The organism is Delftia sp. WSY_7, assembly GCF_043104845.1.
GTDB lineage: Bacteria > Pseudomonadota > Gammaproteobacteria > Burkholderiales > Burkholderiaceae_C > Comamonas > Comamonas tsuruhatensis.
The window spans coordinates 270318-295768 of record NZ_JBICLB010000040.1; the positions used below are offsets into that span (position 1 = coordinate 270318).

General features: G+C 65.7%; 23 protein-coding genes. 7 read left to right on the plus strand and 16 right to left on the minus strand.

What is annotated here, in order from left to right; translation table 11 throughout:
• Positions 1-7: 7 nt before the first annotated feature.
• Positions 8-850 (plus strand): N(5)-hydroxyornithine transformylase PvdF, encoded by an 843-nt coding sequence (locus ACF8ME_RS23050; protein ID WP_392418326.1) that lies wholly within the window; start codon positions 8-10, stop codon positions 848-850.
• 153 nt (positions 851-1003) lie between these two features.
• On the opposite strand, the gene ACF8ME_RS23055 is transcribed toward ACF8ME_RS23050, so the two are convergent.
• From ACF8ME_RS23055 to ACF8ME_RS23065, 3 genes are all read right to left on the minus strand, one after another.
• A complete protein-coding gene (locus ACF8ME_RS23055; RefSeq protein WP_034363673.1) occupies positions 1004-1762 on the minus strand; it encodes a 3-hydroxyacyl-CoA dehydrogenase in 759 nt (252 codons plus the stop codon).
• A gap of 131 nt (positions 1763-1893) precedes the next feature.
• Positions 1894-2940: an extracellular solute-binding protein gene (locus tag ACF8ME_RS23060; protein ID WP_016450487.1), complete on the minus strand. Its 1047-nt coding sequence runs from the start codon at positions 2938-2940 to the stop codon at positions 1894-1896.
• A gap of 302 nt (positions 2941-3242) precedes the next feature.
• Positions 3243-3791 carry a phasin family protein gene (locus ACF8ME_RS23065; RefSeq protein ID WP_016450488.1) on the minus strand — a complete coding sequence of 183 codons (549 nt, stop codon included), beginning with the start codon at positions 3789-3791 and terminating at the stop codon, positions 3243-3245.
• 323 nt (positions 3792-4114) lie between these two features.
• On the opposite strand from ACF8ME_RS23065, the gene ACF8ME_RS23070 reads away from it, so the two are divergent.
• The 6 genes from ACF8ME_RS23070 to ACF8ME_RS23095 all read left to right on the plus strand — a co-directional run bounded on the left by ACF8ME_RS23070 (position 4115) and on the right by ACF8ME_RS23095 (position 11230).
• Positions 4115-4576, plus strand: a complete 462-nt coding sequence (locus ACF8ME_RS23070; RefSeq protein WP_392418327.1) for an acyl-CoA thioesterase — start codon at positions 4115-4117, stop codon at positions 4574-4576.
• 115 nt (positions 4577-4691) lie between these two features.
• On the plus strand, positions 4692-5912 hold the full coding sequence (gene pncB, locus ACF8ME_RS23075) for a nicotinate phosphoribosyltransferase (protein WP_392418328.1): 1221 nt from the start codon (positions 4692-4694) through the stop codon (positions 5910-5912).
• 61 nt (positions 5913-5973) lie between these two features.
• Positions 5974-7401, plus strand: a complete 1428-nt coding sequence (locus ACF8ME_RS23080) for a sodium:proton antiporter (protein ID WP_026062206.1) — start codon at positions 5974-5976, stop codon at positions 7399-7401.
• A gap of 37 nt (positions 7402-7438) precedes the next feature.
• Positions 7439-8446, plus strand: a complete 1008-nt coding sequence (locus tag ACF8ME_RS23085; RefSeq protein WP_016450492.1) for a D-glycerate dehydrogenase — start codon at positions 7439-7441, stop codon at positions 8444-8446.
• 110 nt (positions 8447-8556) lie between these two features.
• Complete coding sequence (rmuC, locus tag ACF8ME_RS23090; RefSeq protein ID WP_313281229.1) at positions 8557-10047, plus strand: DNA recombination protein RmuC; 1491 nt, start codon at positions 8557-8559, stop codon at positions 10045-10047.
• Position 10048: 1 nt separating this feature from the next.
• Positions 10049-11230: an MFS transporter gene (locus ACF8ME_RS23095; RefSeq protein WP_392418330.1), complete on the plus strand. Its 1182-nt coding sequence runs from the start codon at positions 10049-10051 to the stop codon at positions 11228-11230.
• Between the two features lie 70 nt (positions 11231-11300).
• On the opposite strand, the gene ACF8ME_RS23100 is transcribed toward ACF8ME_RS23095, so the two are convergent.
• The 13 genes from ACF8ME_RS23100 to ACF8ME_RS23160 form a co-directional block, all read right to left on the minus strand.
• Positions 11301-12170: an LOG family protein gene (locus tag ACF8ME_RS23100; RefSeq protein WP_016450495.1), complete on the minus strand. Its 870-nt coding sequence runs from the start codon at positions 12168-12170 to the stop codon at positions 11301-11303.
• A 242-nt stretch (positions 12171-12412) separates the two neighbouring features.
• Positions 12413-12799, minus strand: a complete 387-nt coding sequence (locus ACF8ME_RS23105) for a monovalent cation/H(+) antiporter subunit G (protein WP_017404730.1) — start codon at positions 12797-12799, stop codon at positions 12413-12415.
• Positions 12796-13074, minus strand: a complete 279-nt coding sequence (locus tag ACF8ME_RS23110) for a K+/H+ antiporter subunit F (RefSeq protein WP_012206532.1) — start codon at positions 13072-13074, stop codon at positions 12796-12798. Before ACF8ME_RS23110 ends, ACF8ME_RS23105 begins: the two co-directional genes overlap by 4 nt.
• Complete coding sequence (locus ACF8ME_RS23115; RefSeq protein WP_016450497.1) at positions 13071-13562, minus strand: Na+/H+ antiporter subunit E; 492 nt, start codon at positions 13560-13562, stop codon at positions 13071-13073. The genes ACF8ME_RS23110 and ACF8ME_RS23115 overlap by 4 nt, the downstream gene beginning before the upstream one ends.
• Complete coding sequence (locus ACF8ME_RS23120; protein ID WP_392418331.1) at positions 13559-15355, minus strand: monovalent cation/H+ antiporter subunit D; 1797 nt, start codon at positions 15353-15355, stop codon at positions 13559-13561. Before ACF8ME_RS23120 ends, ACF8ME_RS23115 begins: the two co-directional genes overlap by 4 nt.
• A complete protein-coding gene (locus ACF8ME_RS23125; RefSeq protein ID WP_016450499.1) occupies positions 15352-15717 on the minus strand; it encodes a Na+/H+ antiporter subunit C in 366 nt (121 codons plus the stop codon). The genes ACF8ME_RS23120 and ACF8ME_RS23125 overlap by 4 nt, the downstream gene beginning before the upstream one ends.
• Positions 15717-18695: a monovalent cation/H+ antiporter subunit A gene (locus tag ACF8ME_RS23130; RefSeq protein ID WP_016450500.1), complete on the minus strand. Its 2979-nt coding sequence runs from the start codon at positions 18693-18695 to the stop codon at positions 15717-15719. Before ACF8ME_RS23130 ends, ACF8ME_RS23125 begins: the two co-directional genes overlap by 1 nt.
• Positions 18696-18834: 139 nt before the next feature.
• A complete protein-coding gene (locus tag ACF8ME_RS23135; RefSeq protein ID WP_034363686.1) occupies positions 18835-19236 on the minus strand; it encodes a helix-hairpin-helix domain-containing protein in 402 nt (133 codons plus the stop codon).
• Between the two features lie 260 nt (positions 19237-19496).
• Positions 19497-20672: a lipopolysaccharide assembly protein LapB gene (gene lapB, locus ACF8ME_RS23140; protein WP_392418333.1), complete on the minus strand. Its 1176-nt coding sequence runs from the start codon at positions 20670-20672 to the stop codon at positions 19497-19499.
• Complete coding sequence (locus ACF8ME_RS23145; protein ID WP_209672293.1) at positions 20662-20979, minus strand: lipopolysaccharide assembly LapA domain-containing protein; 318 nt, start codon at positions 20977-20979, stop codon at positions 20662-20664. The genes lapB and ACF8ME_RS23145 overlap by 11 nt, the downstream gene beginning before the upstream one ends.
• A gap of 80 nt (positions 20980-21059) precedes the next feature.
• Entirely contained in the window at positions 21060-21398 is a 339-nt protein-coding gene (locus ACF8ME_RS23150) for an integration host factor subunit beta (protein WP_392418335.1), read from the minus strand.
• A 90-nt stretch (positions 21399-21488) separates the two neighbouring features.
• Positions 21489-23213, minus strand: coding sequence for a 30S ribosomal protein S1 (gene rpsA, locus ACF8ME_RS23155; protein WP_255247313.1), 1725 nt, complete (start codon positions 23211-23213; stop codon positions 21489-21491).
• 145 nt (positions 23214-23358) lie between these two features.
• Complete coding sequence (locus tag ACF8ME_RS23160; RefSeq protein ID WP_392418337.1) at positions 23359-25386, minus strand: bifunctional 3-phosphoshikimate 1-carboxyvinyltransferase/cytidylate kinase; 2028 nt, start codon at positions 25384-25386, stop codon at positions 23359-23361.
• Between the last annotated feature and the right edge of the window lie 65 nt (positions 25387-25451).

Consider the following 25451-nt stretch of genomic DNA (forward strand, 5'->3'; position numbering starts at 1 on the left):
CACGAACATGGCAAAGACAAAACTCGTCTACATCTGGTCCCTGAGAAACGCCGCCGCCGACCAGGCCGGCCAGCACATCGCCTACAAGGGCGCAACGCGCTACATGAAGTCGCCGCTCGAATACCTGGGCGAGCTGTTGGACACCAGCCCGCTGGGCGATATCTACAGCCTGGAGGCGGTGATCCACGACGACGACGAGGCCTCGCCGCGCGACCGCGAAAAAATCGGCGACTACGGCTTCAGCTACCAGCCTGGCGGCCGCTGGTTCTATCCGCCGGACCTGCGCATCCAGGGGCGCAGGGTCAATGACCTGCTCATGGCCGTGCCGTCTTCCTACCGGCGCCTGCCGCTGAACGATCCGCAGCGCGCCGTGGGCAAGCAGATGTTCGAGGCGCAGTTGCAGGACAGGCTGGTACAGCTGGGTGCCGAGCGGGTGGTGCTGGATGGCCTGCTCGTCATCCTGGACCGGCTCGTGCGGCCCGGTGCCCTGTTCCACCGCAGGATCGCCAACATCCACCCCGGCATCACGCGCCTGGAGTCACCCTATGAACGCCGGGGCGCCTGCGCCACGCTGGACGCGCTGCATGGCGCACAAGGCTACAAGATCGTGGACTGGAAGACCATGGAACAGCGCCCGGTCCCGCCCCTGTTCAAGACCGGCGCATCCTTTCACTACGTGGACAACGGCATCGACTCCGGCGAAGTCATCGCCGACGTGCTGGGCACCGACATCGATCCCCAAGACACGATTCTTGAGCTGCGCTGGAACAACTTCCAGCACAGCCTGTTCCCTGCATTGCGCAAGGGGCTGGAGATGATGGCCAGAGCGCCTGCACGCACCACGGCCTGACAACGCGCGTATCTCCAAAAACGGCGCGGCCCAACGCGAGGGACACCGAGCAAGGGCCTATGCCGGCCGCGCCGCCCCGCCGCGAGGGTGTCGTCCCCCTCCCTCGCGAAGCGAGAAAGAGAGGGGGAAGCGGCGCAGCCGCTCAGGGGGTGCTTACTTCGGCGCCAGACGAATGGCCCCGTCCAGCCGGATCACCTCGCCATTGAGCATGTCGTTGTCCAGGATGTGGCGCACCAGCTTGGCATAGTCCTGGGGCGTGCCCAGGCGGCTGGGGAAGGGCACGCCGGCGGCCAGCGCATCCTGCACTTCCTGCGGCATGCCGAACAGCATGGGCGTGCCGAAGATGCCGGGGGCAATCGTCATGTTGCGGATGCCGTTGCGTGCCAGGTCGCGCGCAATGGGCAGCGTCATGCCGACCACGCCGCCCTTGGACGCCGCATAGGCCGCCTGGCCGATCTGGCCGTCGTAGGCTGCCACGCTGGCCGTGGAGATCAGCACGCCGCGCTCGCCCGTGCTCTCGGGCTCGTTGGCCGACATGGCGGCGGCGGCCAGGCGGATCATGTTGAAGCTGCCGATCAGGTTGACCGTGATGGTCTTGGAAAACAGCGCCAGGTTGTGCGCGCCGTTCTTGCCCACGGTCTTCTCGGCGGGCGCAATGCCTGCGCAGTTGACCAGGCCTGCCAGCTTGCCCAGGCTCACGGCCTTGTCCACCACAGCCTGGCCATCGGCCTCCTGGCTCACGTCGCATTTGACGAAGACGCCACCGATCTCGCGCGCCACGGCCTCGCCCTTGTCCGCCTGCATGTCGGCGATCACCACCTTGCCGCCCTCGGCCGCCAGCATGCGCGCCGTGCCTTCGCCCAGCCCGGAGGCGCCGCCCGTGACGATGAATACCCGGTCCTTGATCTGCATGGAATGTCTCCTTGGTTATCTGACGTTGACGTAAACGTAACTCCCAAATTATGCATGCAGCCCCGGCCGCAGCCATGTCGCGCCCAAGAAAAAGCCCGGCAGTGCCGGGCTGGTGATGGGCGCGATGGGGGTTACTGGAACCCGGCACGGTCCAGCATTTGCTGGACCTTGGTCATGTTCTTGCCCACGGCCGTGATCGGGATGGTCTCGCTCTTGAAGGGCTTGCCGCCGGTCATTTCCTTGAGGGCAGGGTTGTCCAGTTCCACGCCCTTGGCTGCTGGCCACTCGTTGTTGCCGTTGGCAAAGTAGTTCTGGGCGGCGGGGCTGGCCAGGTACTCCAGGAACTTGACGGCGTTGTCCTTGTTCTTGGCATGGCGTGCCACGGCGCCGCCCGCGATGTTCAGGTGCGTGCCCCAGCTGGACTGGTTGGGGAAGACCACGCCGATCTTGCCGACCACGGCCTGGTCCTCGGGCTTGCCCGAGCGCATCATGCGCGCCAGGTAGTAGCTGTTGGTCACGCCGATGGTGCATTCGCCCGAGGCCACGGCCTTGATCTGGTCGGTGTCGCCACCCTTGGGCGGGCGGGCCAGGTTGGCCTTCATGCCCTGGATCCAGCCCTCTGCCTTTTGCTCGCCCATGTGTTCGACCACGGTGCCGAACAGGCTCAGGTTGTAGGGATGCGAGCCCGAGCGGATGCACAGCTGGCCCTTGAACTTGGGGTCGGCCAGCGATTCGTAGTTCTGCACGTCGGCAGGCTGGACCTTGGCCTTGTTGTAGACGATGACGCGGGCGCGTGTGGACAGGCCGAACCAGCTGATGCCATCGGCCGTGGGTTGGGCGCGCAGGTTGGAGGGAATGGCGTCTTCCAGCAGCTTGGAGTGGATGGGCTGGAACAGGCCATCCACCTCGCCGCGGTACAGGCGCGCGGCATCGACCAGCAGGATCACGTCGGCCGGCGAGGCCTGGCCCTCGGCCTTCAGGCGCGCAATGATGCCGGCGTCGTCGCCGTCCACGCGGTTGATCTTGATGCCGGTGGCCTTGGTGAAGCCGTTGTACAGCTCCTCGTCCGTGGAGTAGTGGCGCGCGGAGTAGAGGTTGACGACCTGGGAGTCGGCAATGGCTGTGCCGGCAGCCACCAGGGCGCAAGCGGCAAACAGGGCTTTCAGGGATTTCGACATGAAGACAGGCCTCTCTTTGTTGGCAAAGCGCGATGATAGGCCAGACGCGAATTGTTCTTAATAAAGGGTGGGGCCCGTCTAAGGGCTTGTGCGCGGTGGTCCCTGGTGGGCCGCGAGCCATGGCGCGCGAAAAATCGCACGAAAAAAAACCCAGTCCAAGGACTGGGTTTTGAAAGGATCCAGAAACGGGGGTTTCGAGAGGATCCAAGGAGACAACTGGTCAGGTCTTGCGACCCGGGATGCATGCAATTATGAGGGTAATCACTAATTCTTGCACGCAGTCCTGTTGTAAGACGGCGTGATCAACGCTTGCGGGTCTGGGCCGACTGGACGGCTTCGCTGGCGGTGTTGGTCACGGCCGTGAAGTTGGCTTCCGCCAGGTCCGAAGCCTGCTTGACGGCCTTTTGCACCGACTCGAAGGCATTGTTGGCAGCCGACACGGCGCTCTTCATCACGGCCACGGCGGTTTCGGAACCTGCGGGTGCGTTCTTGGCGGTGGTGTCCACCAGGGCGCTGAAGTTCTTCTGCAGATCGGACGCCTGGCTTTCGAAGGCCTTGGCCAGCTCGGCACCGGTGCCGCTGGCGATGTCGTACAGGTGGCGGCTGTAGGCAGCGGTCTTTTCAGCCAGGGGCTGGAACAGGTTGGCCTGCAGCGACAGCAGCTCCTGCGCATCCTTCACGCTCAGGACGGCCTGGGTGTGCTGGGCGGCTTCGTTCAGTGCGGCGCGCGAGGCGGTCACATTCAGTTCCACCAGCTTTTCAACGCCTTCGAAGGCCTTGCTCGTCAGGCCGAACAGGGTCTCCAGGTTGGCCTTTTGTGCGCTCAGGATTTGGTCAGGGGTCAAGCTCATGTCAGTCTCCAGAAAAACGGACCACAGGGGTCTCGGGTTACGGGGAATTGCCTGCGCTGACCTGACTGAGTGTCATGTTGCAGTGCAGCATGGGTCTTATTGTAGGGATTGCAAAAAAGGAATCAAGTACCTGATGCTGCGGTGCAGCAAAAAAATCGGCAAAGCTGTGGGTTTTTTGTAAGTCTTTGATTTTGAATTGGTTTTATGTCGGTTTGACGACATTTTTCGGTTTGCATGCTTACTCGCTTGGCGAGTGATTGGCAGCAGTGCGCGTCGTGATGGCGACAGTGGCTGGGGACAGGGCGCATTCGGCCGGCGGCACAATGGCCGCCATGAATGAATCGCCCCCGAGCCGCCCCGCGCCGCAGCCCCGTTCGGCCTATGCGGCATTCCGACGCATCAGCACGCGCTGGTCGGACAACGATGTCTACGGGCACGTCAACAACGTCGTCTATTACAGCTGGTTCGATACGGCGGTGAATGCCCATCTGATCGAGCAGGGCGCGCTGGATATCCACGCGGGCGAGACGATAGGCCTGGTCATAGAGACGCAATGCAATTACTTTGCGTCGCTGGCCTTCCCGCAGGAGGTGGAGGCCGGTATCCGGGTGGCCCGCATCGGTGGCTCCAGCGTGCGCTACGAGGTGGGGCTGTTCGCGCAGGGCGAGCCATTGACGGCGGCAGCCGGGCATTTCGTGCATGTCTATGTGGACCGGCATACGCGCCGGCCTGCCCAGATTCCGCAGGCGCTGCGACAGGTGCTGGAGCCGCTGCTGCGCGGTTGATGGCGTTCGGGGCGCATGCAAGGCGCCCGCTCGCAGCGCGGCAGCGTGTGTATGGCCTACACTCGAAAGCTGTCTGCCATCTGACCGCTGGGGCGCTTACCGCCCGGCTCTGTCCATGATCATCACCAGCCTGCTCGATACCGACCTGTACAAATTCACGATGATGCAGGTGGTGCTGCACCAGTTTCCCGGAGCACAGGTCGAGTACCGCTTCAAGTGCCGCAACCCCGGCGTGCAGCTCGCACCCTATGTGAACGAGATCCGCTCCGAGATCCGCTCGCTGTGCAGCCTGCGTTTCCAGGACGCGGAGCTGGCCTATCTGAGCTCGCTGCGCTTCATCAAGAGCGACTTCGTCGATTTCCTGGGCCTGTTCCACCTCAACGAGAAATGCATCACGGTGCAGGCGCTGCCCAATGGCGAGATCGACATCACCATCCGTGGGCCCTGGCTGCACACCATCCTGTTCGAGATTCCCGTGCTGGCCATCGTCAACGAGGTGTACTTCCGCAACACCCAGCCGGTGCCCGATTTTCCGGAAGGCCGGCGCCGTCTCGACGCCAAGATTGCGCTGCTGCAGCAGCCCGGCCTGGAGCAGCTCAAGATTGCCGACTACGGCACGCGCCGCCGCTTTTCGCGGGCCTGGCATGAAGAGGTGCTGCGCGTGCTGTGCGCACGCCTGGGCCGGCCCGGCGCATCCGCGGAGACCGAAGGCCAGTTCGCCGGCACCAGCAATGTGCTGTACGCCATGAAGCTGGGCGTGCGGCCCCTGGGCACGCTGGCGCATGAATACCTGCAGGCCTGCCAGTCCCTGGGCCCGCGCCTGCGCGACAGCCAGATCTTCGGCTTCGAATCCTGGGCGCGCGAATACCGGGGCGACCTGGGCATTGCGCTGTCGGACGTCTACGGCATGTCGGCCTTCCTGCGCGATTTCGACCTGTACTTCTGCAAGCTCTTCGACGGTGCGCGCCACGACAGCGGCGACCCGTTCGATTGGGGCGAGCGGCTGCTGGCCCACTACCGTGCCAACCGCATCGATCCGCTGACCAAGACGCTGATCTTCAGCGACGGCCTGACGGTGCCGCGCACCATCGAGCTGTTCCAGCGCTTCCATGGCCGCTGCCAGCTGGCCTTCGGCATAGGCACCAACCTGACCAACGACCTGGGCGACGCGCCCGACCATGTGCCGCTGCAGATCGTCATCAAGATGACCCGCTGCAACGGCCAGCCCGTGGCCAAGCTCTCGGACACGCCGGGCAAGAGCATGTGCGATGACGAGAAGTACCTGGCCTACCTGCGTCAGGTGTTCGAGATTGCGCCGCCTGCGGCGCAGGCTTGATTGCGGCACCACCTGCCGCCAGGAGGGGACAGTGAATAGAGAACAAAGAGGAGACGGGACCATGAAGGCATTGCGCGGATTGCTGGCGCTGCTGGCCACCTGCGCGCCATCCTGGGCCCTGGCCGCCGATATCGACGGCGGCCAGCTTTCGGTACTTTGGGGCGTGCCGTTTGCGGGCATGCTGTTGTCCATCGCCCTGGTGCCGCTGGCGGCGCCCCATTTCTGGCACCGGCATTTCGGCAAGGTGACGGCCGCCTGGGCGCTGGTCTTTCTGCTGCCCTTCGCGGCGGTGTTCGGCGTGGGCGCGGCCATGGCCAACCTGGTGCATGCCCTGCTGGCCGAATACCTGCCGTTCGTGATTCTGCTGACGGCGCTGTACACGGTGTCGGGCGGCATCTATGTGCGCGGCAATCTCAAGGGATCGCCGGGGCTGAACACGGCCATTCTGGCGATCGGCGCCGTGCTGGCCAGCTTCATGGGGACCACGGGCGCCTCGATGCTGCTGATCCGGCCGCTGCTGCGCGCCAACGACAACCGCAGGCACCAGGTGCATGTGGTGGTGTTCTTCATCTTCATCGTCTCCAATGCCGGCGGCTCGCTGACGCCGCTGGGCGATCCACCGCTGTTCCTGGGCTTTCTCAAGGGGGTGGATTTCTTCTGGACGGTACGCCACATCTTCACCGAGACGCTGTTCCTGGTGGGCGCGCTGCTGGCGCTGTTCTACGCAATCGATGCCTGGCTGCTGCGCAAGGCCGGCGAAGCGGATCTGCCCGATCCCACGCCCAGCGTCGATGCCTTGGGCCGCGCCAGCCGCCTGGGCTTTGATGGCGGCGTGAACTTCGTGCTGCTGCTGGCCGTGGTGGCACTGGTGCTGATGAGCGGCCTGTGGCGTACCGATGCCGGCCTGGTGCTGGCCGGCACGCATGTGGGCCTGCCGGGTCTGGTGCGCGATGCGGGCCTCGTCGCAGTGACTGTGCTGTCCCTCAGGCTCACGCCGCGCAGCGTGCACCAGGCCAATGAATTCGGCTGGGGGCCGATGCAGGAAGTGGCCAAGCTGTTCGCGGGCATCTTCCTGACCATCATTCCCGTGATCGCCATGCTCAAGGCGGGAACGGCCGGACCCTTCGGCGCCATCGTGGGGGCCGTGACGCGTGCCGACGGCACGCCTGATCCGCTGATGTATTTCTGGGCCACGGGCCTGCTGTCCTCGTTCCTGGACAACGCGCCGACCTACCTGGTGTTCTTCAATACGGCGGGCGGAGACGCCGCTCAGATGATGACGGCCATGGCCTCGACGCTGGCCGCCATCTCGGCGGGCGCGGTGTTCATGGGCGCCAACACCTATATCGGCAATGCGCCCAACCTGATGGTCAAGGCCATTGCCGAGGAGCGCGGCGTGAAGATGCCCAGCTTCTTCGGCTACATGGCCTGGTCGCTGTGCATTCTGGTGCCGCTGTTCGTATTGATGAGCTTCATCTGGTTCCGCTGAAGAACCGCCTAACGCCAAGACAAGGAAAGAGACAGACATGGCAAGCAAACCCCGCATCCTGATCGCCCGTGCCATCCCGCCCGAAGTGGTGCGCAAGCTGGAGCAGCACTTCGAGGTCGAGTCCAACCAGGATGACGTGGTCTGGAGCCCGCAGGAACTGGCCCGGCATCTGCAGGACAAGGATGGCGTGCTGACCACGGGCTCGCAGACCATCGATGCGGCGCTGCTGGCCGCCTGCCCGCGCCTGAAGGTGGTGGCCAACATGGCCGTGGGCTACAACAACTTCGACGTGCCTGCGATGACGGCTGCAGGTGTGCAGGGCACGAATGCCCCCGACGTGCTGACCGAGACCACGGCCGATTTCGGCTTTGCCCTGCTGATGGCCACGGCCCGCCGCGTGACCGAAAGCGAGCACTACCTGCGCGCAGGAAAGTGGAACTCCTGGCGCTACGACCTGTTTGCCGGCTCGGAAGTGCACGGCAGCACGCTGGGCATCATCGGCATGGGCCGCATCGGCCAGGGCATCGCCAAACGCGGGGCGCATGGCTTCGGCATGAAGGTGGTCTATCACAACCGCTCGCGCCTGTCGCCCGAGCTGGAAGCCGAATGCAAGGCTGGCTACGTGGGCAAGGATGAACTGCTGGCCATGGCCGACCATGTGGTGCTGGTGCTGCCCTACACCAAGGAAAACCACCACACCATAGGCGCGGCCGAGATCGCCCGGATGAAGCCCACGGCCACGCTGATCAACATCGCGCGCGGCGGCATCGTCGATGACGCGGCGCTGGCCAGGGCACTGCGCGACAGGACCATTGCTGCAGCAGGCCTGGACGTGTTCGAGGGCGAGCCCTCGGTCCATCCCGACCTGCTGACCGTGCCCAACGTGGTGCTGACCCCGCACATCGCCAGCGCCACCATGGGCACGCGCAGCGCCATGGCCGAGCTGGCGGCCGACAACCTGATCGACTTCCTGTCCGGCAAGGGCCCGCGCACGCCCGTGAACCAGCCCGAAGCGGCGGCCGCCGGCGCGCGCGCCAAGGCCTGAACACCGTGTTGTGACAATCGCGGGAAGGCTGGCCGTGGCCGCTTCCCGCTGCATGGAGCGCAAGCAAAATCTTGACCCAGATATCCGGAGTGTGGTGGGCGGCCTGGGCCGTGCTGCTGTTGGGGCAGGTGGCCGTGATCTGGCTGCTGTGGAGGCGCTCGGCGCAGCGCGAGGACGGGGTGGCGCCCCAGCAGGTGCTGCAGGCGCTGCAGATGCTGGACGTACGGCTGCAGCAGCTCGAGCGCGGTGCCCAGGCCACGCAGATGGCCGTGGCCAAGAGCGATGGCGGGCTGGACCGCGTCTCGCAGCAGCTGCAGGCCCATCTGGCCCAGGCCCAGCTCGATGCCCAGGCGGCGCGGCGCGAGCAGGGCGAGGCGCTGGCAGCCTTTCGCATGGAACTGGGCCGGCTCACCGTGCGGCTGGCCGCCGACAGCGCCCAGGCCCGCGAGGCCCAGGGCGAAAGCACGCAGCGCTTCAACGCCCATGTGCAGGAGCGCTTCGAGGCGCTGGCGCAGACCACGCGCAGCACGCTGGACTCCCTCAAGAACGACATCCAGCAGCAGCTGGGCGGGCTGGCGCAATCCAGCCAGGTCCATGCCGAGCAGCTGCGCGGCACGCTCAACGAGCGGCTGGCCACCATCCAGTCGGACAACGCGGCGCGCCTGGAAGAGATGCGGCGCACGGTGGACGAGAAGCTGCATGCCACGCTGGAGCAGCGCCTGGGCGAATCGTTCAAGCTGGTCAGCGACCGGCTGGAGCAGGTGCACAAGGGCCTGGGCGAGATGCAGACGCTGGCCGGCAGCGTGGGCGATCTCAAGCGCGTGATGACCAATGTGAAGACGCGCGGCACCTGGGGCGAACTGCAGCTGGGCGCCATCATCGAGAACGTGCTCACGCCCGAGCAGTACGCGCGCAACGTCAAGACCGTGCCCGGCAGCGACGACATGGTGGAGTTCGCCATCCGCCTGCCCGGACGCAGCGACGAGACGCCGGTCTGGCTGCCCATCGACGCCAAGTACCCGGTGGAGCAGTACCAGCGCCTGCTCGACGCCCAGGATGCGGCGGACAAGGCGGCCATTGCCGCGGCAGGCAATGCCTTCGAGGCATCGATCAAGTTCGAGGCGCGCAAGATCCACGGCAAGTACGTGAGCCCGCCGCACACCACGGACTTTGCCGTGCTCTACCTGCCCACCGAAGGCCTGTTTGCCGAGGTCATGCGCCGCCCCGGCCTGGTCGAGGCCGTGCAGAACGGCTGCCGCGTGATGGTCACCGGCCCGGCCAACCTGGCCGCCATGCTCAGCAGCCTGCAGATGGGCTTCAAGACGCTGGCCATCGAAAAGCGCTCGTCCGAGGTCTGGGCGGTGCTCGGCCAGGTCAAGACCGAGTTTGCCAAGTTCGGCGAGGTGGTGGATGCCACGCGCAAGTCCATAGACGCGGCGGCCAAGCGCTTCGAGCAGGTGGGCGTGCGCACGCGCGCCATCCAGCGCCAGCTGCGCGACGTGCAGGAGCTGCCCGCGCCGACCTCTAGTGCAGCGCGGCCCGGCCTGCCGGATGACAAGGATGCTGCGGCAGGAATGGAGCCGGGATCGGATCAGGATTGAGATGAACCTGGCCCTGTTCAAGGTCATCATGGCGCAGGTCAGCGTGCATGCCACCATGGCCGGCATGCGGCTGGCAGCGCCCTTGCTGGCCCTGCAGCAGGGCTATAGCGCAGCGGCCGTGGGCATCTTGCTGGCGCTGTTCGCGCTGACCCAGGTGTTCCTGGCGCTGCCGGCCGGGCGCTTCGCGGACAAGCATGGTTTTCGCAAGCCGTTTTTCCTGTCCATGCTGGCGGCCAGCGGGGGCTGCGCGCTGGCGCTGGCATTGCCGCTGTATCCGGTGCTATGCCTTGCGGCGTTGTTGACGGGCGGAGCCAGCGGCGCCGTGGTGATCGCCGTGCAGCGCCATGCGGGCCGTGTCACCCACGATGCCGTGGCGCTCAAGAAGGTGTTCAGCTGGCTGGCCATAGGCCCGGCCATCTCCAACTTCATCGGGCCCTTCAGCACCGGGCTGCTGATCGATCACGCGAATTTTGGCGGCAAGGGCAGCACCATGGGCTACCGCGTCGCCTTCGGCCTGCTGGCCCTGGTGCCCGTGCTGGCCTGGAGCTGGGTGCGCCACACGCAGGAATTGCCGCCCGTGCGCGCGCCCATCGGCGGCCCCAGGCAGCATGCCTGGGACCTGCTGCGCGACCGCAACTTCCGCAACCTGCTGCTGGTCAACTGGCTGCAGTCCGCATGCTGGGATGTGCACACCTTCGTGCTGCCGCTGCTGGGCCATGAGAAGGGCCTGAGCGCCTCGGTCATCGGCACGCTGCTGGGCATTTTTGCCGTGGCGGCCGCTGCCATCCGCCTGGCCATGCCGCTGGTGGCCGAGCGCCTGCGCGAAGGCGCCGTGATCTCCGGTGCCATGGCCATCACCGCCTTCGTCTTTGCGCTGTACCCCTTCATGGACTCGGCGCTGACCATGGGCATGTGTTCAGTGATGCTGGGTTTTTCACTGGGATCTGTGCAGCCCATGGTCATGAGCATGCTGCACCAGATCACGCCCGAGCACCGCCATGGCGAGGCACTGGGCCTGCGGCTCATGGCCATCAATGCCTCCAGCGTGGCCATGCCCGTGCTGTTCGGCTCGGCGGGGGCATTGATCGGCGTGTCTGCGCTGTTCTGGGTGGTGGGTGCGGCCGTGGCCTCGGGCATCCGCACGGCCTGGTTCATGGGGCTGACGCCGCGCAAGCCGGAATGAAAAAAAGCGACCTGCGCCTTGGTGCGCAGATCGCCTTGCGACGCGGTGGCGGCCTGCCGGCCGCTGCGGCTTACCAGCCGCCAGCGTGGAACTGCTTGATCAGCGCCCAGGCCTCGACCGGATCATCGGTATAGCGGAACAGCTGCAGGTCCTTGGGCGAGATCGTGCCTTCCTCGATCATCAGGTCGATGTTGAGCAGGCGCTTCCAGAACTCGGTGCCAAAAAGGATCACGGGCACCGAATGCGTCTTGCCGGTCTGCATCAGGGTCAGCACCTCGAACAGCTCGTCCAGCGTGCCGAAGCCGCCGGGGAAGGCCACCAGGGCCTTGGCGCGCATCATGAAATGCATCTTGCGCAAGGCGAAGTAGTGGAACTTGAAGCTCAGGTCCGGCGAGATGAAGCGGTTGCCGTTTTGCTCGTGCGGCAGCTCGATGTTCAGGCCGATGCTGGGCGCACCCACGTCATGGGCGCCCCGGTTGGCCGCCTCCATGATGCCGGGACCGCCGCCGGTGCAGATGTAGAGGCGCTCCTCGGGCGGCTGGTTCAGGCTGTCGGCGGCCACGATGCGCGTGAAGGCGCGGGCCTGTTCATAGCGGTGCGCATTGCGCACGGCGCGCTCGGCCAAGGCAACGCGCTGGGGATCGCCGCTGGCCTGTGCGTCGGCCAATTGCTGCTCGGCCTGCTCCAGGTCCACGAAGCGGGCACTGCCATAGACCACGACGGTGTGCTCGATGCCGCGCTCGATCTGGGCCAGGTCCGGCTTGAGCAGCTCCAGCTGCATGCGGATGCCGCGGGTTTCGCGGCGGAACATGAATTCCGGGTCCGCGAAGGCCAGGCGATTGGAGTTCTGCTGCAATGCCATGCCGTTGTGTGCCTGGTTGTGAAGGGCCGACCAGCCGTTGGCCAGATCGGTATCGGTCAGGGGGGAAGAGATTTGCATGAACCCTCGTACACAGGAAAAACCAGGGCGGCCACGCCTGTGGCCGTTCCATCAAATACGTTGCCAGCGCAGATGATGACTGCACTATACGCTCACAAACTCATAGCCGCGGGGCTCGCGCACCGGGTGCTTTGGCGCATTGACGCAGCCGTGGGCGAATTCGTATGCTGGACAGTTGGCAGTAGGGCTTTTGCCTGCCGCTGCCTGCCGCATCGGCGGGTATTTTCAGGCCCGATTGCGCTTCAGACGTCCGGGTGTTCGGCCGGCTCGTTGCGCACGACGCTGCTCAGCGGCGGCGGCACGTCCTGGCCCGCACGGCGTGCGCGGAACAGGGCTGCACGCATCAGGAAGATGGTCGTGATGGGAACGGTCACCGAGATGAACACCGCAATCAGCAGCGCATGCACGGCCAGGCTCTGGCCGCTGACGGAAAAGTAGATCCAGGTGGCATGCATGATCAGCCAGCAGCCCATGGTGGCGATGATGGAAGGCGCATGCACGCGCTCGAAATAGCTGTCCAGGCGCCACAGGCCCATGGAGCCCAGAAAGGCGATGATGGCGCCGCCCAGCGCCAGCGCAGCCACCAGGATCTGGCACCACAGCGGCAGCGTGGTGGTTTCCGGCATCATTCGATCACCTCGCCGCGCAGCAGGAATTTGGCCATGGCCGTGGAGCCCACGCAGCCGAACAGCGCAACCAGCAGGGCGGCCTCGAAATAGCTGGTGCTGTCATAGATGATGCCCATCAGCAGCATGGCCAGCATGCCGTTGAGGTACATGCAGTCCAGCGCCAGCACGCGATCCTGGGCGTGCGGGCCCTTGAGCAGGCGCAGCACGGCGCAGCCCATGGCGGCGACCAGCAGGCCCAGCGCGAACATCAAAGTCCAGTGGAACCAGGGCATCATTCGAAAATCTCCATCAGGGGGCGCTCGTAGGAGCGCTTGACGTGCTGGACGATCTCTTCGGGATCATCGACCTCCAGCACATGCAGCATGAGCTGGGAGCGGTCGCGCGAGATCTCGGCCCAGGCCGTGCCGGGCGTGATGCACACGATCATGGCGAGCACGGCCAGGCCGTTGGGGTCGCGCAGTTCCAGCGGGATGCGCACGAAGTTGGCCGGGTGCTTGCGCATGCCCGGAAACAGCATGAACCGCACGACGTTGAAGTTGGACACCGAGGTGTCCCAGACCACGCGCAGCCCCAGGCGCACGATGGTCAGCGGATGGCGCACGCGCACGGGCAAGGGGCGCAGGCCGCGCAGCAGCAGCGGCAGCAACAGGCCCAGCAGGGCGCCCAGCAGGATCTGGCCGCTGCTGAACGAGCGGTTGAGCAGCAGCCACAGCAGGAACAGCGCCACCGACAGCAGCGGCGCGGGCAGCAGGGTTTTCATCATCGGGAATCCTCCTTGCCGGCCGTTGGGCCTGCATCGCCTATGCCTGCGGGCATGGGGGCGCCGCTGGCCTGGGCAGCGGCGCGCGCGGCGCCTTCGGGGCCGGCTTCCAGCCGCGCCTTCTTTTCTGCCGGGCTCGGCTCCGGCTGCGTGCCCATGACGGAGCGCACATAGACATCGGGCGCCAGCAGCGCATCGGCCGCACTCTGCGTGTAGCCCATCAGCTGGCCACCCTGCACGGTGAGCGCCACGCAGCAGGCCAGCAGCACGGCGATGGGCAGGCCTTCGGCCACACGCAACGAGGGCGAGTTCTGCTCCTCGGTCGCCCAGAAATGGCGTATGCCGGCGCGCACCAGCGACAGCAGGGCGAGCAGTCCCGTGGCGATCATCAGCGCCACCAGCACCCAGCCGGCCCAGCCGGCCTGGAAGCCGCTGGAGTTGCCCAGGCCCAGCGGGTTGAGCAGGGCAGACAGCATGGCGAACTTGCCCACAAAGCCCGAAAGCGGGGGCAGGCCGGTGACCACCAGGGTGGCCAGCATGAAGCTCAGGCCGATGAAGGCGGCCGCTGCGGGAATCGCGCGGCCGATCAGCACCTCTTCGGATTCGTCGAGGTTGAAGCCCTCCGTGGGTAGCAGTTCGGCGTTGAGGAAGGGAGCCTCGTCATCCTCATAGGGCTCGCCCGCATCGTCATCCACGCGCCAGCGGTCCACCACGTCGGCGATCAGAAACAGGGCGCTCACGGCCAGGGTGGAGCTGGGCAGGTAGTACAGCAGCCCCGCCGTCAAGGCGTTCTGGCCAAAGCCCGTGGCGGCCAGCAAGGTGCCCGAAGAGAGAACGGCCGCAAAGCCTGCGATATGCGTCAGGCGCTGCGAGCCCAGCATGCCCAGGCCGCCGAAGGCCATGGTCAGCATGCCGCCGACGATCAGCCAGGTGCTGCCGAACAGGGCGGAGGCGCCGGCCTCGGAGCTGAACAGCAGCGTCCACAGCCGCAGCACCACGTAGACGCCCACCTTGGTCATGAGCGCGAACACGGCGCCCACGGGAGCGGTGGCTGCGCTGTAGGCCGGCACCAGCCAGAAGTTCAGCGGCCACATGGCTGCCTTGGTCAGGAAGGCAATGCCCAGGATGGCAGCGGCCGAATGCAGCAGCCCGCGGTCGTCGCTGCTGACCTGGGGGATGGCACGTGCCAGGTCGGCCATGTTCAGCGTGCCGGTCAGGCCGTAGAGCATGGACACGCCGATCAGGAACAGCGACGAGGCTGCAAGATTGATGGCGATGTAGTGCAGGCCCGCCTGGATGCGCGTCCGCCCGGAACCATGCAGGACCAGTCCATAGGAGGCCGCGAGCATGATCTCGAAGAACACGAACAGGTTGAACAGGTCCGCCGTGAGGAAGGCGCCGCTCAGGCCCATCAGCTGAAACTGGAACAGCGAGTGAAAGTGCATCCCCGCGCGGTGCCAGCGGGCGCTGGAGAAGACCAGCGAGGCCAGGGCCACCGTATAGGTCAGCACCAGCATCATGCCGGTCAGGCGGTCCAGTGCCAGCGAGATGCCGAAGGGCATGGGCCAGTTGCCCGGCATGTAGACGCCCAGGTTGACGGGCGCGCCGGCCTGGTCGGTCCACAGCATCAGCATCACGGCCACGCCCAGCCCCATCAGGGTGGATACCAGTCCAAGAGCGAATTTGAGGCGCTGGCGCTCTTCGCGCAGCAACAGCATCAGCGCTGCCGAAAGCATGGGCAGCACGATGGGCGCCAGCATCAGGTGCGGCATGAGACGGGCGGTCAGCTCGTTCATGGCATCTCCTGCTCGGTGCGGGAATGGGCTCCGTCCACATGGTCGGTGCCCGTGGTGCCGCGCGAGGCCAGCAGCACCACCAGGAACAGTGCCGTCATGGCAAAGCCGATCACGATGGCCGTGAGCACCAGCGCCTGCGGCATGGGATCCGCATAGTGCGCAAGATCCTGCGGCACGCCGGCGCGCAGCACGGGCTCCTTGTCGATGGCCAGGCCCTGGCGGCCCATGCTGAAGATGAACAGGTTGACTGCGTAAGACAGCAGGGCCAGGCCCATGATGACCTGGTAGGTGCGTGGGCGCAGCAGCAGCCACACGCCCGAGCCCGTCAGTACGCCGATGGCAATGGCAAGCACGACTTCCATCAGAAACCTCCTCGTGCAAGCGCTGCAGCGGTGGCCTGCTGCACGGCGGCTTCGGCCTCTTCGGCCTGTTGCTGCTGCTCCTCCAGCAGACGGGCGTGGTAGCGGTGGCTGCGCACCGATTGGTGGGCGATGGCCGTCAGAATGAGCATGGTCGCGCCGACCACCAGCGAGAACACACCGATGTCGAAGAACAGGGCGCTGGCGAGATGCACGTCGCCGACGACTGGCAGGGTCATATGGAAGGTGTGGCTGGTGAGAAAGGGATAGCCGGCCACGATGGAGCCCATGCCGGTACCCAGTGCGAACAGCAGGCCGACACCGATCCATCGGCGCGGGAAGATCGGCAGGTGGGCCTCGACCCACTGCGTGCCGGAGATGATGTACTGCATCAGCAAGGCGACCGAGAACACCAGGCCGGCCACGAAGCCGCCGCCGGGCTCGTTGTGGCCGCGCATGAAGATGTAGACGGAAACCAGGGCGGCAAACGGCAGCAGCAGCCGTACCAGCACGGCGGGCACCATCAGGTAGCCCACGGCCGTATCGCCTGCGTTGCGCGGATTGAACAGATCGGTCTGCAGATCGCCAGGCATGTAGCGCTGCTGCTCGGGCAGGTCCAGCGTCTCGCGGGCCGGGCGAAAGCGCCTGAGCAGCGCATAGACGACCAGGGCCACGATGCCCAGCACCACGATCTCGCCGAAGGTGTCGAAGCCCCGGAAGTCCACCAGCATGACGTTGACCACATTGGTGCCGCCGCCATCGCTGAGCGCATGTTCCAGGAAGAAGGTGGAGGCCCCGTCATAGAAGGGGCGGCTCATCATGGCGAAGGCCAGCCAGGCCATGCCGCCACCTGCAACCAGCGACAGCAGCAGGTCACGCATGCGGCGCGAGCGGGCGCGCAGCTCGGCGGACAGCACGGGAATGTGCAGGCTTTTGTCGCGCTTGGGCATCCAGCGCAGGCCCAGCAGCATCAGCACCGTGGTGGCGACCTCGACGACCAGCTGGGTCAGCGCCAGGTCAGGCGCCGAGAACCACAGGAAGGTCAGGCAGGTGCACAGGCCGGCGCCGCCCAGCATGATCAGCGCCGTCAGCCGGTGGTACTTGGCCTTCCAGGCCGTACCCAGGGCGCAGAGAATGCCCACGGCCCACAGCATCACGAAGGCGGGCGACAGCGGCAGCATGCTCCGGTCTCCAAGCTTGATGCCTTGCAGCCACAGCGGCAGAACGCCCGCCAGCACGGCGGTGCAGACCAGCCACAGCATCTGCCACTGCAGGCGCATGGTGGACAGGCGCCGGCGCGACCAGCGGCCCAGCAGGGACAGGCGGGCCAGCAGGTTCTCGAAAACACGCTGGCCGCTGAGCGTGCCCACCAGCGGCGCGGTATCCATATGGCCGGCCTGGCGCTGCCAGCGCAGCAGCATGTACAGCAGGATGCCGCCAATCAACGCCACAAGGCTCATGATCAAGGGCATGTTCCAGCCGTGCCAGATGGCCAGGCTGTACTCGGGCAGGTCGCCGCCGACCACGGGCGTGGCGGCCGCTGCGAGAAAGCTGCCCACCGCCCACGCCGGCAGCATGCCCACCACCAGGCAGGCCAGCACCAGCAGCTCGACGGGCACGCGCATCCAGTGCGGAGGCTCGTGCGGGTCATGCGGCAGGTCGGTGGCCTTGGGGCCGAAGAAGACGTCGATGGTGAAGCGCAGCGAATAGGCCACGCTGAACATGCCCGCCACCGTGGCTGCCACCGGCAAGGCCGTGCGCACCCAGGGAGCGGCATCCAGGTAGACGGTCTCGGCGAAGAACATCTCCTTGGACAGGAAGCCGTTGAGCAGCGGTACGCCCGCCATGGCCGCGCTGGCCACGCAGGCCAGCGTGGCCGTGATGGGCATCATGTGCCGCAGGCCCGAAAGCCGGCGGATGTCACGCGTGCCGCTTTCATGGTCGACGATGCCCGCGGCCATGAACAGCGAGGCCTTGAAGGTCGCGTGGTTCATGATGTGGAACACCGCAGCCACGGCGGCCAGCTTGCTGTTCAGGCCCAGCAGCAGCGTGATCAGGCCCAGGTGGGAAATCGTCGAATAGGCCAGCAATCCCTTGAGATCGTGCTGGAACATGGCCAGATAGCCGCCGATGAGCAGGGTTGCCGCGCCCGCTCCGCCCACCAGCCAGAACCAGGCATCGGTGTCACCCAGCACGGGCCACATGCGCGCCAGCAGGAACACGCCGGCCTTGACCATGGTGGCGGAATGCAGATAGGCCGACACCGGCGTGGGCGCGGCCATGGCGTGCGGCAGCCAGAAGTGGAAGGGGAACTGCGCACTCTTGGTCAGCGCGCCCAGCAGGATCAGCACCAGGGCGATCAGGTACAGCTGGTGGTCACGCACCTGCTGGCCGGCGATGAGCACGTTGTCCAGGTCATAGCTGCCCACGATGTGGCCCAGCACCAGCATGCCGGCCAGCATGGCCAGGCCGCCTGTGCCCGTCACCGTCAGCGCCATGCGCGCGCCGCGGCGTGCATCCTTGCGATGGTGCCAGTATCCGATCAGAAGAAAGGAGAAGAGGCTGGTCAGCTCCCAGAAGAAGGCAATCTGGATGATGTTGCCCGACAGCACCACGCCAGCCATCGCGCCCATGAAGGCCAGAAAGAACGAGAAAAAGCGCGGCACCGGATCGGCCGGCGACATGTAGTAGCGCGCATACAGCACGACCAGCGAACCTATGCCCAGCACCAGCATGCAGAACATCCAGGCAAAGCCGTCCATGCGGATCACCAGGTTCAGTCCCAGTGCCGGCAGCCACTCGATCTCCTGGCGCAGCACTTCCCCATCGGCGATCTGTGGAAACAGCAATGCGGTCTGTATGGCACAGCCCAATGCGATCACGCCGGCCAGAGTCGACTCCGTATTGCGCGCATTGGCGGGCAGCATTGCGGCAATCAGGCTGCCGATGAAGGGTAGGAGTATGAGGGTGATCAGGGGCATGGGCGGTCCATTTTACGGGCAAGGTTTTTTGCTTCGCTATGAAAACCTGAGCATGTTTCAGGCTATGGCCGCGCATACCCCGAGGGTCGTACGCATGAAAAACCCGCCGAAGCGGGTTGGATAGAGACAGTTCGCGTCTTCAGGAGGCCGAGCCGGCCTTGGCTGGAGTGGCCGGCTTTGCCGCCTGCTCCTTGGTCGGCTTGGTGCCCTGGGCCGCCGTGTCCTTGCCCCCCTTGGCCGCAGTGTCCTTGGCATCAGGCTTGGCGCTGTGGCCTTTGTAGCTGCTGCCGTTGACAGTCAGGCCTTCGCCCGAAAACTTGGTGGCTGTCGGTTCGGCCACACCCTTGACCCGTGCGATGAAGTCGGGCCAGTCCTTGAAGGGGGCGGATTTGCGTTCCTCGAGAATGCGTGCCGACATGGCCGGGCCTATGCCCTTGATGGATGTCAGTTCGGCTTCATTCGCCTTGTTGGCTTCCACAGCGGCCAAAGCCATCACGGACCACAGCAGCGCAATGAAGCCAGCCATCAATTTTCTGAACATACAAACCTCCTGATCCCTCAATGTTGAGGGCCGCAACATTGCGACCCAGAAGCATCTTATGCAGGCCTCTGGCGTGCCGCCAGGCAGTCGCGGGCTCCAGGAGGCCGGCGCAGGCACGGCCGCACGCGCCCAAAGCCAATGGCCACGCGCCCTCCAGGGCGGTTTCTAGGAATACTCTGAAAATACACTGGCCATGCCGTGTTTGCCAATGGGGGTGACGCGGTGCCGGGGATATGGCCGCCTTTCGCCACCCCGGCCCATCACAGCTCCTCGACGCGCCGGGCCGGGTAGCTGTCCCAGCTCTGGCAGCCGGGGCAGTGCCAGAAATGCTGGCGCGCCTCGAAGCCGCAGGCCGCGCAGCGATAGCGGGTCAGCGGTTTGGCGGCGTGGTCCAGCGCGCGTTGCACGGCTGGGTGGTATTGCTCCTCGGACAGTTTCTCGCCAGCCAGCCACTGCGCAGCAGCCACCAGGGAAGGTTCCCGGTCCAGATGCTGGACCAGGCGGGCGCGTCCCGGTGCCTTGGTTTCACCATCGGTGCGCTGTTCTTCAATTTGAGCGTCCAGCGCAACCAACGCCTGCAGCAGGTCCAGCGAAGGTGCCTGGGTGTATTGCTGGCTGAGCAGCTGGTGGACATGCTGGCGTTGGCCTGTGGCGGCGGCGATGTCCACCAGCAACTGGGCTGCCAGCGGCAGCGCGGCGGGGGACTGCTCGGCCAGGCTCTCCAGCGTTTGCAAGGCCTGGGCCGATTGCCCCATGCGATGCTGCAGCTGGGCATGCTCCAGGCGCGGTCGCGCAGCCTGGGGTGCTGTGGTGATGGCTTGCTGCAGCCGCTGCAGCGCCTCGGCCTGCTGGCCCTGCGTGAGCAAGGACTGGGCGTCTTCGCACAGGTAGTGCGCCAGCCGGCCACTGAAGTCCCCCTGGTTGGCATCCTGCATGCGGCGAGCAATGGCGGCGGCCTGTGTCCAGTCGCGCGAGCGCTCGTAAATGGCCAGCAGGGCCAGGCGGGCCTCGGCCTCGAAGGCCGTGCCTTCCAGGCGGCGCAGCGCGTCCTCGGCGCGATCGAGCAGGCCTGCCTTCAGAAAGTCCTGGGCCAGCGCGTGCTGGGCGCGGTCGCGGTCCACGCGGCTGAGGTCGCCGCGCGACAGCAGGTGCTCATGCACGCGCACGGCGCGGTTGTATTCGCCGCGGCGGCGAAAGAGATTGCCCAGGGCGAAGTGCAGCTCCGAGGTGTCGGGGTCGTTCTGCACGGCTTCGATGAAGGCGTCGATGGCCTTGTCCTGCTGCTCGTTGAGCAGGAAGTTCAATCCCTTGAAGTAGGCCTTGGGTGCCTGGCGGTTTTCGGCGCGGATCTGCCGCAGGTCCCAGCGCGAGGCCAGCCAGCCCAGCACGAAGGCCACGGGCAGGCCCAGCAGTATCCAGCTCAGATCAAATTCCATGCACGTCGCCCGGCAGGATGGGGGAGGGGGGCGCCTTGGGCGCCGTGGCTGGCGCCGCTCCTTCGGCTGCAGGCGCGGGGGCCTGGGTCGAGCGCGCGGCATTGCGGTGCTTGAGCCAGCGCGGCACCATGCCCAGCACGCCCACGATCAGGCCCAGTGCAAAGGCGGCCAGCACCACCAGTACCAGCGGCGCAGTCCAGGAGGTGCCGAAGAAGAAGTGCACCGTCGCGTCCTGCTGATTGTTCAGTGCGAAGGCGAACAGCGTAAAAAAAATGGCCGCCTTGAGCAGCCACAGGAAGTACTTCATGTGTTCCCTTGTGTGACGGGAACGATTCTAGAGCCTGGCGGTGACGACGGCTGCAGTGCGAGCAGCCGGCAAGCCGGCTTTCAGGCGGCAGGGCCGGTGCCTGCGGAGCTGGCGGCACCCGTGTCGGGCGCCGCGCCGGGGCGCAGGTCCACGGCTTCGCGCAGGGCCTTGCCGGGCTTGAAGTGCGGCACGCGCTTGGACGGAATGTGGACGGCCTCGCCACTGCGGGGATTGCGGCCCATGCGGGGCGGGCGGTGGTTGACCGAGAAACTTCCAAAGCCGCGGATTTCGATGCGATGGCCGCGCACCAGGGCATCGCTGACGGCGTCAAGAATCGTCTTGACGGCCTGCTCGGCGTCGCGCTGGCTCAGTTGGCCAAAGCGTGCTGCGAGTTCTTCGACGAGATCGGATCGGGTCATCAAGGATAGGAATCAGGGGTTGAAATGGCGACGGGCGCCCGGAGGCACCCGTCGCATCCGACCTTCAGCGGTCAGCAGACTGGCTGCTGATTACTTGTCGGAGTTGTCCAGCTTGGCGCGCAGCAGGGCGCCCAGGCTGGTCGTGCCGGCGTTTTCCTTGGCCGACTGGGCGGACAGGGAAGCCATGGCTTCTTGCTGGTCAACCTGGTCCTTGGCCTTGATCGACAGCTGGATGTTGCGGGTCTTGCGATCCACATTGACCACCACGGCGGTGATCTCGTCGCCTTCCTTCAGCACCGAGCGGGCATCTTCCACGCGGTCAACGGCGATTTCCGAAGCGCGCAGGTAGCCGACGATGTCTTCGCCCAGGTCGATTTCAGCACCGCGTGCGTCCACCGTCTTGACCTTGCCCGACACGATCTGGCCCTTGTCGTTCACGGTCACGAAGGTCGTGAAGGGATCGCTGTCCAGCTGCTTGATGCCCAGGGAGATGCGCTCGCGCTCGACGTCCACGGCCAGCACGATGGCTTCGACTTCCTGGCCCTTCTTGTAGTTGCGCACGGCAGCTTCGCCGGGCTCGTTCCAGGACAGGTCGGACAGGTGCACCAGGCCGTCGATACCGGCAGCCAGGCCCACGAACACGCCGAAGTCGGTGATCGACTTGATCGGGCCCTTGACGCGGTCGCCGCGCTTGGTGTTCTGCGCGAACTCTTGCCAGGGGTTGGCCTTGCACTGCTTCATGCCCAGCGAGATGCGACGCTTGTCTTCGTCGATCTCCAGCACCATGACTTCGACTTCGTCACCCAGGGTCACGAGCTTGGTCGGAGCAATGTTCTTGTTGGTCCAGTCCATTTCGGAGACGTGCACCAGGCCTTCGATGCCGGGTTCCAGCTCGACGAACGCGCCGTAGTCGGCAATGTTCGTGACCTTGCCGAACAGGCGGGTGCTCGAGGGATAGCGGCGCGAAACGCCCATCCACGGGTCGTCGCCCATTTGCTTCAGACCCAGCGAGACACGGTTCTTCTCGGTGTCGAACTTGAGGATCTTGGCGGTGATTTCCTGGCCAGCCTGCACGACTTCCGAGGGATGACGCACGCGGCGCCATGCCATGTCGGTGATGTGCAGCAGGCCGTCGATGCCGCCCAGGTCCACGAACGCACCGTATTCGGTGATGTTCTTGACCACGCCTTGAACGATGGCGCCTTCCTTCAGCGTCTCCATCAGCTTGGCGCGCTCTTCGCCCATCGAGGCTTCGACCACGGCGCGGCGGCTCAGCACCACGTTGTTGCGCTTGCGGTCCAGCTTGATGACCTTGAACTCCATCGTCTTGTTTTCGTACGGAGTCAGGTCCTTGATCGGACGGGTGTCGATCAGCGAACCGGGCAGGAAGGCGCGGATGCCGTTGACCAGCACCGTCAGGCCGCCCTTGACCTTGCCGGAGGTCGTGCCGGTCACGAATTCGCCCGATTCCAGGGCCTTTTCCAGAGCCAGCCACGAGGCCAGGCGCTTGGCGGTGTCGCGCGACAGGATGGTGTCGCCGTAGCCGTTTTCGATCGAGCCGATGGCGACCGACACAAAGTCGCCCACCTGGACTTCGATTTCTCCCTGGTCGTTCTTGAATTCGTCGATCGGCACATAGGCTTCCGACTTCAGGCCAGCGTTCACGACGACGAAGTTGTGCTCGACGCGCACGACTTCAGCGGTGATGACCTCGCCAGGACGCATTTCCGTGCGTTGCAGCGATTCTTCAAACAGGGAGGCAAAAGATTCAGACATGTATTTCCTTGCCCGCAAACAGGTTTCCGTTGGCACCATTGCCAAGCGTTTCTAGGACTGTTTGCGGAGGTGTTGTGGGTTCAACCACGGGGTTGGAGTCTATGAACCTCGGGCCGTTCACGGGGCGGTGCCGCCATGTCTGGGCCCTGAGGGCGGGTTGCCGACCGTGCGGCGCAACTGGCAATCAGTCGCGGCCGAACGGCTGGCGTTCCTGCCACCATGAAAGCACCTGCTCTGCCACCTCTTCGATGGAAAGCTCGGAGCTGTCAAGCAGCATGGAATCCTGGGCGGGCTTGAGGGGTGCAACGCTGCGGTTCATGTCCCGCGCATCGCGTGCTTCAAGGTCTGCCCGAAGGGCGCTTATGTTAGCGGCAATTCCTTTGGAAATCAACTGCTTATGCCGGCGCTCGGCGCGACAGGCGGCGGAGGCCGACAAATAGACCTTGAGGGGAGCATGGGGAAAGATCACCGTGCCCATGTCGCGGCCGTCGGCGACCAGCCCCGGCAGCTGCTGGAAGGACAGCTGCAGGTCCACCAGTGCATCGCGCACGGCCGGCAGGGCCGAGACGCGCGAGGCGTTCATGCCCGACTCCTCGCTGCGCAGGATCAGGGTGACATCCTCGTCGCCCAGCCAGATGCGCTGCTCGGCATCAAAGCGCACGGGCAGCGCGCGCGCCAGCGCGGCAATCTGCGGGGCGTGGGATTCGTCCAGCACCATGCCGGCCCGCGACGCGGCCAGTCCTGTGAGGCGGTACAGCGCGCCCGAGTCCAGCAGGTGGTAGCCCAGGGCCTCGGCCACCTCGGCGGCGATGGTTCCTTTGCCGGAGGCGGTGGGGCCATCGATGCAGATCACGGGGATGCGCGCGCGGGCGGTCTCGCAGACCGAGAACAGGGCCTCGAAGTAGTCGGGGAAGGTCTTGGCGACGCACTTGGGGTCTTCGATGCGCACCGGCAGGGCGGCCGGGTTGAAGGCCGCCAGCGAGAAGCACATGGCCACGCGGTGATCGTCGTAGGTGTGGATGCTGGCCGCGCGCCATGCGGCGGTGGATGCGGGTGGTGTGACGCGGATGAAGTCCGCGCCTTCCTCGACTTCGGCGCCCAGCTTGCGCAGCTCCTTGGTCATGGCCGCGATGCGGTCGGTCTCCTTGACGCGCCAGCTTGCGATGTTGCGCAGCGTGGTCGTGCCATCGGCATACAGGGCCATGACGGCCAGCGTCATGGCGGCATCGGGGATGTGGTTGCAGTCCAGGTCGATGGCCTTGAGCGGCCAGGCGCCGCGGCGGATGCGCAGCCAGTTCGGGCCTCCCTCCACCTCGGCGCCCATGGCGCGCGCGGCTTCGACAAAGCGGATATCGCCCTGGATGGAGTCCAGTCCCACGCCGAGGATGCGGATGCCTTCGGCGCTGTCCGAGGCGATGGCGCCCAGTGCTATGAAGTAGCTCGCCGACGAGGCGTCTGCCTCGACATGGATCTCGCCCGGCGAGCGGTAGCGACTGCCGGCCGGGATGGTGAAGCGCTGCCAGTTCTCGTTGTGCACGGCGATGCCGAAGCGGGCCAGCAACTCCAGCGTGATATGGATGTAGGGCTTGGAGATCAGCTCGCCCACGACTTCGATGGTGATGTCGCGCGTGGTGGCCAGCAGCGGCAGCGCCATCAGCAGCGAGGTCAGGAACTGGCTGGAGACATCGCCACGCACCTGGATGGGGCTGTGCGGCAGCTGCGAGAAATCGGGCTGGCGGATGTGCAGCGGAGGAAAGCCCTCGTTGCCCAGATAGTCGATGCGGCAGCCGAGCTGGCGCAGCGCATCGACCAGATCGCCGATGGGGCGCTCATGCATGCGCGGCACGCCGCTGAGTTGGAAGTCGCCGCCCAGCACGGACAGGGCTGCCGTCAGCGGCCGCATGGCCGTGCCGGCGTTGCCCATGAACAGCTCGGCACTGGCGCCGGAGGGCAGGACGCCGCCCAGGCCGGTGATGCGCACAGGCTGGCCGAGGGTGATGGCGGCGGGCTCCACCGTGCAGCCCAGTTGCTGCAGGGCCCGGAGCATGACGCGCGTGTCGTCCGAGTCAAGCAGGTCGTGGACCACGGTCGTGCCCTGGCTCAGCGCTGCCAGCAGCAGCACGCGGTTCGAGATGCTCTTGGAGCCTGGCAGGCTCACCGTGCCCTGAGCGCGGGAAAGAGGGGGGATATCGAGGAAGGCGGTACTGAACATGGCAATTCGGAGGCAAACAGGCTATCGGAAGGCATTGCGGCCGCGCTGGCCGCAATCCACAGATG